This is a genomic window from Fulvivirga sp. M361 (assembly GCF_007097395.1).
Classification (GTDB): Bacteria; Bacteroidota; Bacteroidia; order Cytophagales; family Cyclobacteriaceae; genus Fulvivirga.
In genome coordinates, this window is sequence record NZ_VKDC01000031.1 from 58,334 (window position 1) to 70,681 (window position 12,348).

Annotated in this window: 5 protein-coding genes; 1 reads left to right on the forward strand and 4 read right to left on the reverse strand. The window is 45.0% G+C overall.

Annotated features, from left to right (window positions below; translation table 11 throughout):
- Positions 1-56: 56 nt before the first annotated feature.
- Positions 57-1,268: an acyl-CoA dehydrogenase family protein gene (locus FNH22_RS24595; RefSeq protein ID WP_143401160.1), complete on the forward strand. Its 1,212-nt coding sequence runs from the start codon at positions 57-59 to the stop codon at positions 1,266-1,268.
- A gap of 115 nt (positions 1,269-1,383) precedes the next feature.
- On the opposite strand, the gene FNH22_RS24600 is transcribed toward FNH22_RS24595, so the two are convergent.
- The 4 genes from FNH22_RS24600 to FNH22_RS24615 form a co-directional block, all read right to left on the reverse strand.
- Complete coding sequence (locus FNH22_RS24600; RefSeq protein WP_221420347.1) at positions 1,384-3,375, reverse strand: glycoside hydrolase family 97 protein; 1,992 nt, start codon at positions 3,373-3,375, stop codon at positions 1,384-1,386.
- Positions 3,347-6,862, reverse strand: coding sequence for a VCBS repeat-containing protein (locus FNH22_RS24605; protein WP_185154388.1), 3,516 nt, complete (start codon positions 6,860-6,862; stop codon positions 3,347-3,349). The genes FNH22_RS24600 and FNH22_RS24605 overlap by 29 nt, the downstream gene beginning before the upstream one ends.
- A gap of 168 nt (positions 6,863-7,030) precedes the next feature.
- Complete coding sequence (locus tag FNH22_RS24610) at positions 7,031-8,617, reverse strand: RagB/SusD family nutrient uptake outer membrane protein (RefSeq protein ID WP_143401162.1); 1,587 nt, start codon at positions 8,615-8,617, stop codon at positions 7,031-7,033.
- A 29-nt stretch (positions 8,618-8,646) separates the two neighbouring features.
- A complete protein-coding gene (locus FNH22_RS24615) occupies positions 8,647-11,790 on the reverse strand; it encodes a TonB-dependent receptor (RefSeq protein ID WP_143401163.1) in 3,144 nt (1,047 codons plus the stop codon).
- Between the last annotated feature and the right edge of the window lie 558 nt (positions 11,791-12,348).

A 12,348-nucleotide genomic window follows, 5' to 3' on the forward strand; every position in this document is an offset into this window, starting at 1 on the left:
TCAATTCGGATGCGTAAATTTGGAATTTAAATGTGAATAACCCAAAAGGTATGAGTATGAACGCAGTAGAAGCACATGATAGCAAAAGAACAGCCGCTGACCTTTTTGAATCGCCGGATTTTTACCACATAGACGACCTGCTGACAGAAGAGCATAAACTTATCCGCAGTTCAGTTCGCGACTTTGTAAAGAAAGAGATCTCACCTTACATAGAAGATTGGTGTGAAAAAGCCTATTTCCCTTACGAGATTGTGCGAAAGTTTGGCGATATCGGGGCTTTTGGCCCCACCGTTTCCCAGGAATATGGTGGTGGTGGGTTAGACTACATTGCTTACGGACTTATAATGCAGGAAATAGAACGAGGAGATTCCGGTATGCGTTCCACGGCATCTGTACAAGGATCTTTGGTAATGTATCCGATCTATAAATTTGGAAGTGAAGAACAAAAAAGAAAATACCTTCCTAAACTGGCTTCCGGCGAGTACCTGGGCTGCTTCGGACTCACTGAACCGGATCACGGGTCTAACCCCAGTGGGATGGTGACCAATTTTAAAGATATGGGAGACCACTACCTGTTAAATGGAGCCAAAATGTGGATCAGTAACTCTCCAAAGGCTGATATAGCGGTAGTTTGGGCGAAAAACGAGGCCGGACGTATTCACGGCTTAATAGTAGAACGGGGCATGGAAGGGTTTTCTGCTCCTGAAACACATGGGAAATGGTCCTTAAGGGCAAGTACTACAGGAGAGTTGGTATTTGACAATGTGAAAGTGCCGAAGGAAAACTTACTCCCCGGCAAAAACGGTCTGGGCGCTCCTATGATGTGTCTGGATTCAGCGCGGTACGGTATTGCCTGGGGGGCTATTGGCGCTGCCATGGATTGCTACGATTCAGCCAGACGATATTCGATAGAACGTATCCAGTTCGGTAAACCTATTGCTTCCTTCCAGTTGATCCAGAAAAAGCTATCTGAAATGCTCACGGAGATCACCAAAGCACAGTTACTCAATTGGAAATTGGGTAAAATGATGGACGAAGGCAAAGCCACCACTCCACAGATCTCGATGGCAAAGCGCAACTCGGTAGAAATGGCGTTAAAAATTGCCAGGGAAGCCAGACAAATACATGGTGGAATGGGCATTACCGGCGAATACCCGATGATGCGTCATATGATGAACCTTGAAAGTGTGGTGACCTACGAAGGTACGCACGATATTCATCTATTGATTTTAGGTGCCGATATTACGGGGATCCAGGCGTTTGTTTAGTTAAATAACGCTAAGCTCCCGGTTCTTTCCACACTACTATTCTCCGAAGAGATCAAAAGAATTTTCAGTAAGCTCTATTGACTATTTGTATAGCATTTTAGATGAAAGCAAAACATCAATAGATCCGTGCTACCCACCCTCCGCCGGAAGCCAGATGGATCTTAAGCTTATCCTGATGAGTGACTTTCTTTTTTATCCGTTTAAAATCTTCCGCATGGCGTTCGGCATTCGCTCCATCCTGGTAAAGGTCAATGGTATACTCTCCTTCACCCAAAAAAGAGAGGTCCACTTCAAGGTCTCTGTCAGACCAGTCGGTCAATGCCCCTACATACCATTCTTTGCCGCTTTTTCTGGCGATCAATACATAGTCTCCAAATTTCGCATCTAAAACCATGGTTTCGTCCCAAACCGTGGGTACCACAGAAAGGAATTCCATACATTCCTGCTCTTTATGGTAGTTGGAAGGACTATCCGCAAGCATTTGTAAAGGGCTTTCATAGATCACGTACATGGCCAGCTGATGGCAGCGCGTGCCTAAAGACATGGGCCGCTCAAAAAAAGCCTGATAATTCCGTTTTTGTGCATTTCTCATGGCCCCTGGTGTATAATCCATCGGGCCTGCCAGCATACGGATAAAAGGTATTTCCACATCGTACTCCGGGTTAGCCATTTGTCCTTCCCACTTGTGTTGTTCCAGTCCTTTAACTCCTTCCCGCGTGATCACATTCGGATAAGCCCGTCGTAACCCCGAAGGCTTGTAAGAACCGTGAAAATCAACCAACAGCTTGTGTTCCGCTCCCAGCCGGGCCACTTTTTCATAGTAACTGACCATCCACTGATCATCACGCTGCATAAAATCTACCTTAATACCTTTGACACCCCATTTTTCAAACTGGTCCAGTGCCGGGTTGAGCATATCTTCCAGCGCCTTCCAGGTGACCCATAAAATCAGACCGACCTGTTTCTCATTGCCGTAGCGTGCCAGCTCCTCCATATCAATAGTGGATACGGGATGGATCAGGTCATTGGTTTTGATGTCATACCAACCTTCATCCAGGATCACATATTGCAGCTTATGTTCAGCAGCAAAATCAATATAATACTTATAAGTATCCGTATTGATACCGGATTCAAAATCTACCCCTGTAATGTTGTTTGCATTGTACCAGTCCCAGGCTACTTTTCCAGGTCGTATCCAGGAAGTGTCTTTCAATTTTAATGGTGAGGACAGTTTCAATACCAATTCATTTTCCACCAGGTCTTTATCTTCATCGGAGATCACCATCAGCCGCCATGGGAATGAACGCTTTCCGTTGGTTTTGGCCAGAAATTCCTCTCTCTCCGTAGGACGGACATCCCGGTCGTCAGGCTGTTTGTATTGCTTTGGATAGCCTGGTAATGTACCTGAGAGGGAATGGGTTACTGTACCCTTCTTAAGGTAAAACCCAGGATAATCGTACAGGTCTGATTCTGTGATCACGGCTTTCCTCCCGTTCTGAAGGTGTACCAGTATAGGCAGGCAACTCATCTCCTCATCGCCCAGTGCATTGATCTTCTGCGTTGTGTAATTTCTTTCATAGTGTGTGAAAAAACCATCCGCTACAGGAATCGATGCGGTATGATCAACACCAAAATTGTACTCGATCTCTTCATCCTGTATCGTAATCTCCCCTTTCATATTCGTAGTGATCCTGTAAGCTATACCATCATCATAAGCCCTGAAAATGACCCCGTACTTACCGGCAAATTGTAATTCCAATTCGTTATAATCATTCTGAACTTCCGCTCTTTTTACTTTAAGCACCGGCTTGATGACCTCGTTTACCGACCGGGTTTGCGACTTCCTAACTTTGGGTTCACTCCCATATTTTTTATCATTGATCGTAATCGAAATGGCTGACGGGTTAAGTACTGTCTCATTTTTGTGCAGCACTTTGTAAGTAAGCCGCTCGACAACAGAGACCTCTATGCGGTTAGTCTTGGCAGGTGACTCAAGTGTATAATCTTGTCCTATGGAGACTTCTGCCAACACAAGCAGGATGAAAACAAGTAAAAAAAACCTATTCATGATGTATTCATTATTGGGGTACAAAATGTTTCTTTTCATTACCAGAGTGATCGTAAAATCGAATCCCTTTAATATCCCCCCGGATCTTTAATCTCCGGGAAGATTGTGACAAATAAGACGACCCGTGATAGAACTCATAGATCTTAGTCATTCCATCACGACAGGCGACCTTTGCTTTTAAAATATCGTCCTCCACTGTAATGTAATTATCTGTAGTATTCAGGGCTTGATAAGCAGATAAATGACCGCTATTTCTGGCAAACAAATATACCCTTTCTTCCCCAATGTGGAGCATGGTAGCACCTTTGGCATCTCCGTTGACAAAAAATCTACTTTTGTTGGCTTTTAGTGCTTCAAAATTTCCTTTTCCATCTCCTGTCAATACCAGCCCTACCGAAGCATCATACTGACCGGTCATTACCTCCGTTCCGTAGGCATTCCCTGTGAGTAACAGGTCTTCAAACCCATCACGATCGAAGTCATCGGTCAATATTCCGTAAACTGAAGAGAACTGTGCTTCTACGGGCAGTTTATGGACTACAAATTTTGTATTTCCCAGGTTTTCCAGGTAAACGGTTTCAAAAAGATGAACTTGTTTTACGTAAATATCATCCATCTTAGACCCCAAAAGTACATCACGCATATCGGCTTTGGCATAGCCCAGGTAATCGGGGTATTTCTTCTTCATGGAAGCAATCTGGCCGATCAGATCATCCCGGCTGTGTGTCGGGTATTCAACGCCATTCAAGTACCCGGCAAGAATGGGATCTATATAGCCATTATTATCATAATCCGCTGCGTAAACCGTCAGTGGCTCTTCCACTGATACCTGGTAGCGACTGTTCAGGCCTAAGTTACCCACTATATAATCCACATCTCCATCATTATCAAAATCGGCTGCCCCCAAACTGTTCCACCACCCTGACGTATTTTGCAGACCGATGTCTTGGGAAATATTCACCAGCTCGCCTCCCGTATTCAGATAAACCTGTATCTCCATAAATTCTCCGACCACGATCAGGTCCGTATCAAGATCATTGTCAATATCGGTCCACAAGGCATCGGTTACCATACCGGTATGTTTTAAACCCGGTGCCAATGCTACCGTTCGATCCGTAAACTTCCCCCCATTGTTCACCAGCAAGTAGCTTTCGCCCGGGTAAGGGTACTTCAAAGGCGACAACCTTCCGCCAACAAAAAGATCAAAATCTCCATCCTGATCAAAGTCCGAAGCTCTGACGCAGGCAGTACTTGAGCGCATGACAGGTAGCGCGGCGGTATCCAGATCAAACTCACCCTTACCATTATTGAAGTATAACCTATCCTGGTAGTACTTTGCTTTGGGGAAAAATTCATTACTGCCACTGGTTACATAGAGGTCTTTATCTCCGTCATTATCGACATCAATAAAGAGTGCTCCCAGATCTTCTTCGTAACCAGGCCCTGTTGATAATGGTTTGAGCTCAAACTTCTTGCTGGTAGTCTGTAAAAATAACTGCCCTACTGCTTCATATCCTGCTCCTACAAAGAAATCTTCCAGGCCATCCCCGTTTACATCTGCCACGGCAATACCAGGACCTTGTTGAGAATGTTTATGAGGTAGCAGGTATTGTCGACTAAAATCAAGATAATGTTTATCTTCATGTACGAAGTCCAGGCCATATTTTTCAGTGACGTCATCAAAGAGCGGAGCTTCATCATCGGATATCAAATTTGAAACCGGTCTTGCCGTATGATAGTCAACTGTCAGTGTCTGATTAACATCAACGTTTGTCAGTCTACTCATTTTTCCATCAGGCCAACGCACCACAAGGCTATCTAAGTTCATTGAGCTTCCCACCCCAAAATGCAACCCGTAATCAACAGATGACTGATAACCACGAGTGACCATTTGACATCGCAATTGTGTCATCCCATTGTGAAAGACCTTCACTTCACTACCTAATGCAAATGGATTATGGGAAGTGCCGGCAAGCACTATATGTATATAGTTGTTTTTCAACCTGTCAATCGCTTGATTTTCACATACAAATGCTTTCTGATTGATGTTATTGATAACAAGGTCCAGGTCGCCGTCATTATCCAGGTCACCGAATCCCGCTCCATTTGAAAAGGAAGGCTGGTCCAGTCCCCAGGAAACCGTTTTATCTGTAAAGGTATAGTCTCCCATGTTTTTGAAGATAGTATTACTGGTGTACAGCCCTGGCATTTCTTTTGACTTCTTTTTCAATGCCTCATCCAATTGCTGCTGACTGGTCCGTGCCGAAAGACTCGCGGTGTAGTTAATAAAGTCGAGGTCTATGATGTCCCTTAAGTAACCATTCGTGATGAAGAGGTCCTTTTTCCCGTCATTATCAAAGTCAGCCAGCAGAGGTGCCCAGCTCCAATCCGTGGAATAAACACCTGAAAGCTGTCCTATTTCACTAAAAAGTACGGTACTATCATGATCCAGCCCCTGATTAAGCTGTAGTGTATTACGCATATATTGTGGATGATAACCTGTTTGACTGGCCAGTTCAAAAAGGTTGAAATTCAAGGGGCCAGCCATTTTCTTTCTGCCCAGGTTATCCGAAGGCAGCATATCCGCCACTACAATATCTATCAGACCGTCGTTGTTAAAATCAGCGGCATCCGCCCCCATTCCAAACTGGCTGAAATGGCGCATACTTTGGTTACCCATTTCATTAAAGGTTCCATTTTTGTTGTTGATATACAGGTAATCCTGCGCCAGGAAGTCATTGGAAACGTAAATATCCTCCCATCCGTCCCGGTTGACATCGGCAACCGCTACTCCAAGACCAAAGCCATCGAAAATGATACCCGCTTCCAACGTCACATCTTCAAAGGTAGCCTCCCCGGTATTCCTGTAAAGACGGTCATTGGCAGCGCCTGTCCCATCCGAGACCAGGGGCTTGATATGGTTGGGGTCACGTACATCGTTGGTGTGATTTAACAGGTACATGTCCAGATCACCGTCCTTATCATAATCAAAAAATGTGGCCTGTGTAGAATAGCTGGGATCTGCGATCTTCCACCGTTCAGCACTTTCAGAGAAGGTAAGATCACCATTGTTAATGAAAAGAAGGTTTTTTCGCTTATTAGGCGGATAATTCCCGGAACGGCAAACATAGATGTCAAGATAACCATCATGATTGATATCCACCATGGTCACTCCCGTAGACCAGCCGGGTTGCCGGCTAATACCGGAGTGTTCTGAGATATCCTCAAATACCAGGTCTCCCTTGTTAAGGTAAAGGCGATCATCCACCATGTTCCCTGTAAGGAAAATATCCGACAGACCATCGTTATTAATATCACCAATGGCCACACCACCGCCATTATAGACATAAAAGAAATCTACCATGTTGAATGTATCGTTTTCAACGATCGTGTTTTCGAAATCGATTTGGGTCCTCTCCGCCGGAAGGAGTGTAAACAGTGTTTGGATGTTATCCGTTGATGGCTCCTGACAACAGAACAAAGGCAGGATTAACAATAAGCAGAGGTATCTCGGGTTGCCGGACATTTGATGGTTCGTTTTACACAAAGAAAAATAACGGAATAAACGGTCAAAAAGAAGGGACTGTACGTTCCTGAAGCCATACAGTCCCATCACAAATAATCACCTTCACCTCATAATAATCTCGTTACTATGAGATTATCATAATGCAAATGATTTAGATGATGTCCTTTGTCATTTCCACACATCATGCTGTTCCACATTCGAATTATTTAATAACTCTACCAGTGGTATAGGCAGCACATAATCACGTGCCTTGAGCTGCCTTTGCAGACCATAGGTATCGATAAACCGCTGGATGTAATCTCCCAGGTAATCGGGGTTTCCACCAAAGGTACTTTTCCTTTTTAGCTCCGGGTAGGTTTCCTGTTCAAAGGCAAATTCCAGCACACGTTCGTTAACAATAGCATCTCTCAACGCAGAGGGTGATAAACCGGACAGTTCAGACAGACCGGCCCTTTCTCTCACCGCATTAATCCCGAAATAAGGATCGCCGGTATTACTTTCATTAGCAGCCTCTGAGTGTCCAAGCAATACATCGGCATACCGTAAATAAACGATGTTTTTCTCTTCATCTTCCCATGACTCGCTGGTGCCAAACTCAAACCACTTTTTGTTGTGAGGCCTGCCAAAGATCAGTTCATCCTGGGTATAGTCATCCGCCTCTTTACCCGCTACAATGCCCACCAGGCCGGTGGTTAATGTAAACTCGGCGTTTTCACTCCAGGTCACCATAGGCCACGTGCCATCGGACCTTCTTCCTAACGTTTTTGTCGGGTAAGATTCCAGGAAGGTCCCCGGTATCCGCAGGTCACTATCATCATATTGCATACGAAAATCTTTGGTGCCGTACAGCCAGTGCCATCCTACCCCACCCTGGTCCGTAGGCATATCGGCAGGTACAAAGTGAGCATGGTGATTGTTCGTTTCACTGGCAGCCACAGCGGACGACACCTGTGCCTCAAATATTCTTTCCCCCTGGTTTTCAAACGCTACTTCGAAATTATGGCTAAAATTGTCATACAGCGTAATCCCACTGTTATCCACAATGTTTTGAGCTGTCGCCAATGCTCCCGTCCAGTCTTCATCCAACAATTGCCCTTTCATTAAAAGTGTAAGTGCAGCCCATTTTGTGGCCCGCCCTACATCACCACCACCATAAGCGGCCGGTAGTACGTCGGCAATAGCTGTGAGGTCTGTATTCATCATAGCGATCACCTTGACTTTCCCATTCTCATTGGTCGGACGCACCTCGTCGTTGACCACACGTTTATCCGTAAAAGGAACATCATCAAAATACCGTATGAGGTTGAAATAAAAGAAGGACCGTAAAAATTTGGCTTCTGCCTGTACCCTTCTCACGAGATCATCGTCAGTGGACCCTTCGGCAAGTAACTTGTCAGCAGATTCAATCACTGTATTGGCACTATTGATCGCGTCATAAGACTGCTTCCAATAAGCATCTATGTAGATATCACTTGGGTCTACGATGCCATTCTGGAAATTCAATGGTCCTTTCTCCCAACCTACCTGGTAGCCTACCTGGCATTCAAATACGTAACGGTTGTAGAAATGGTTAAACCATTCACCCGCATAACCCAATACATCATAAACACCGTTTACACCGATCTCCAGCTGCTCCGGATTGGTAAAAAAGTTCTCTGCCGTAGTAAAATCTGGTTCTTCTTCCAGGTCCTCGCAGGAACTGAAAAGAAAAGCAGTCCCGATCAGCAAAAAGGCTATTATTTTTATCTTTTTCATGTCATTTTCATTTTAATCTGGCACATCATTTATAGTCCCATGTTGATCCCAAAAGTGAAGATCCGGGCCCTTGGATACGCATCATAATCATCCGCACGGTTCAGGTTATTCTGCCCCTGGTTATTCACCTCCGGATCAAAGCCACTGTAATCCGTAAAGACCCAAGGGTTTTGCGCACTTATATATACGCGCAGCCGGGTGATATGCCTTAACTCCGGCAGCGTATAACCTATGGCAATATTTTGGACCCTGACAAACGACCCATCTTCAACAAAATAATCCGAATCTCTGAAAAAGCCGGCAAAATCACGAGTGCCGTCTATGATCGGACGATTGGCGCCACGGTTATCCGGTGTCCAGGAATCGGACAGCATGTCTCCTACCTGGTTGATGATCTGAGTGCCATCAGCCAATTCAGAGGCCTGCAGGTTCCTGACTTCATTGCCATGGACACCTCTGAGGAAAATGGCCAGGTCAAATTTCTTATATTTCACCGATGTGTTAAAGCCCCAGGTCACGTCAGGGTTAGGGTTACCCAAAATAACCCAATCATCGGAATCCAGGTCACCATCATCATCGCTGTCCAGGTATCTGGGTGACCCGGGTTTATCCCCGGGTAGCGATGCATTGTTATCAATTTCAGTCTGGTCCTGGAAAAGGCCTATGAACCTGTAGCCCCTCCACACACCTATAGACTGTCCGGGTTCTACCCAGCTGCCATTCACCCCCAGATGCGTATTAAGCATGGGAGCAAAGAAAGGCCCGCTATCCCCCAGGTCTTTGATCTCATTGTTCAGGAAGGAAATGTTACCTGAAATATCCCATCGCAGGTTGCCATTATCAATAGCAATATAGTTCAGCCCCAGTTCGAGGCCATTATTCTCTAACGACCCGCTGTTTTTAAGTACCGACTCAAACCCCAAACTTGGTGGTAAGGCTATGTTCAGCAATAGGTCATCGGTAGTGGTTCTGAAGTAGTCCATGGTTAACGTCAGGCGATCTTCCAGAAAGCCCGCGTCAATACCTATGTTAAGCATTTTGGTTGATTCCCACTTCAACGCATCATTGCCCAGCCTGTCTTCCACCTTGCCTGTAACCAGTGCGGAAGTTTCTCCGAACACGTAATTGTTCGTAGCCTGGGCTGGAAAAGAACTAAAAGCCGGCACATTGGAGTTTCCCGTCACTCCATAACTTGCTCTTAACTTGAGGTTAGACAGCACTTTGTTGTCTTGCAGAAAGGGTTCATCGATCACTCTCCAACCCAATGCCACAGAAGGGAAGTTAGACCATTTATTGTCTTCTGAAAAGACAGAAGCGCCGTCTCTTCTCATCGTAAACGTCAGGAGATAACGGTCCTTAAATTTATAATTGATCCGGGTGAGAAAAGATTTTAAAACCGATTCCACTCTTCCGGATGACGGGATCTGAGGACTTGTACCGTCTTGTAATCGTACGTTCTCTACCGATGTACCGGCCACATTACGGGTTGATACGCTGGTAAAGCGATTAACAACATGCTGATAAGTATACCCTGCCACCACATCAATAAAATGAAGTGGTGAAAGCTGCCGGCTGTAAGAAAGTATATTCTCATTCAGCAAGTTGGTTGAGTACCTGGAAAAATTTTGCAGGTCACCGCTGCGCTGTCTTCCCAAATAGGTATTTGATCCGTAAAACGTAACCCGGTTGGCATTTAAAACATCAGCACCGATACTCGTCTTGAAGGACAGGTCTTTGGACAAATGGAATGTAACCCCTGTATTTCCCAAAAACCTGTTGGTAAAATCCGTATCATCAATGTTCAGCGCTTCCTGTACCGGGTTTATATCAAAACGACCGTCATAAGACACCAAGTTAAAATTGCCTTCAGCGTCCCTGACGGGTACAGTAGGATCCAGACCTAAAGCAGTAATAATGATACCACCGTCACCCGGTGTTTGCCTGTCAGTGGTTTGGCTCTGCGTGATACTTCTATTATAGGAAAGGCTTGAACTTATGGTCACAAAATCATCCAGCAGATCGTTATCGAGATTAAGTCGTACACCATATCTTTCAAATTCGCTGCCGATCACGATCCCTTCATTCTCATGGTAGTTGCCAATGACGGCAAATCTTGAATTCTCTCCTCCGCCCGACACCGTAAGTTGATGGTTATTTATAGAACCTGTCCGTAGCACTTCGTCCATCCAGTCTGTTCCTTCACCCAATGCATTGATCTGGGCTTCGGAAAAAGGCCTGGTTTCCCCTTTACTATCAGCGATCAGGTTCCGGTATTGTGCATATTCATTGGCATTCAGGCGGTCGATAGAGTTAGATACCTGTTGCAGCGAATAGGAGCCGTCATATTCAATTTTTGTCTCGCCCGCCTTTCCTCTTTTGGTAGTGATCAGCACTACACCATTAGAGCCACGGGAACCATAAATGGAAGTAGCCGACGCGTCCTTTAGTATTTCTATTGACTCAATGTCATTAGGATTTATAGAGGCCAGGGCATTTCCTGAAGTACGGTTACCGTCAGTTCCCGAGGCATCATTATCAGGGTACACCGGAAAACCATCGATAACATAAAGCGGCTCACTGCCACTGTTAATAGAGTTGGCGCCCCGGATACGCACGGAAAGGCCTCCTCCGGGAGCCGAAGAGGTTTGTGTCACGTTAACACCGGCTACACGTGATTGCAGGGCCTGGTCGATGGAAGTGATGGGGAATTCCTTAATGGCATCCGCTTTCACCGTAGCTACGGAGCCCGTAAGATCACTTTTTCTAACGGTACCGTAACCTACTACCACTACCTCCTCAAGCGCCTGCACATCGGAGACCATGGTAACATCTACCACCGTTCGGCTACCTACCACTATCTCCTGTGTTACGTAACCTATAAAGGAAAACACCAGAACAGCGTTGTCATCAGGTACATTCAGTCGATAGTTTCCGTTAATGTCGGTTACAGTACCCATATTAGTTCCTTTGACGAGTACGTTCACACCTGGTAGCTCTTCTCCTTCATCAGAAACGATGGTACCGGTCACTTCCACCTCCATGGGAAGAGCTTTCAAATACCCACTTGCCATGGATCCGGCAAGCAGAAGATGTGCAGGTACACCTATGACCATATAGCTCACAAAGAGCCATCTCACGGGCATACGAATTGCATTTTGTAAATGGTTTTTCATACTAGGGTTGGTTTAGATTTGTTGTTTGATATTAAGTAGTAATCGCAGATTAGAATGCACGCTGCTTTAGAGCTGTTCTATGAAGAATTGAAATATGAAATGGTCTGCGACATAGTTCACGAGCTTTGACTTCCCAGCTTCTGGTAACTTCCGGAGGGCCTTACTTTGTAGCAAAGCTGAAAAGGCTTTACTGATCTGTTTTTATAGTAAGATTAGTTAGTAATATTTGAATACTAAATCAACTCGTACCTGGCTGATATCTTACGTTGTTGGAAAAAAGCAATAAGAGCATTTGTTTTGGGTGATGGCTTGCATCCAAGCTTATGCTTATGGGCAGGTGAGATCATCAGTTTATTAACCTGTATGAAGATAGATATAGAATCTGAAAAATACGTACCTGACAATTGTTGGTTAATACCAAATGCGCAAACATTATTTAACCCGGAAAATTCATTAGTAGGTGAATAATTTGGGTGTAAGGTGTTATTTTTGAGATAGTTAGAAACAAAAAGCACACCTTATACGACACCCAAATATGAGGGATAAAAATACGGCATT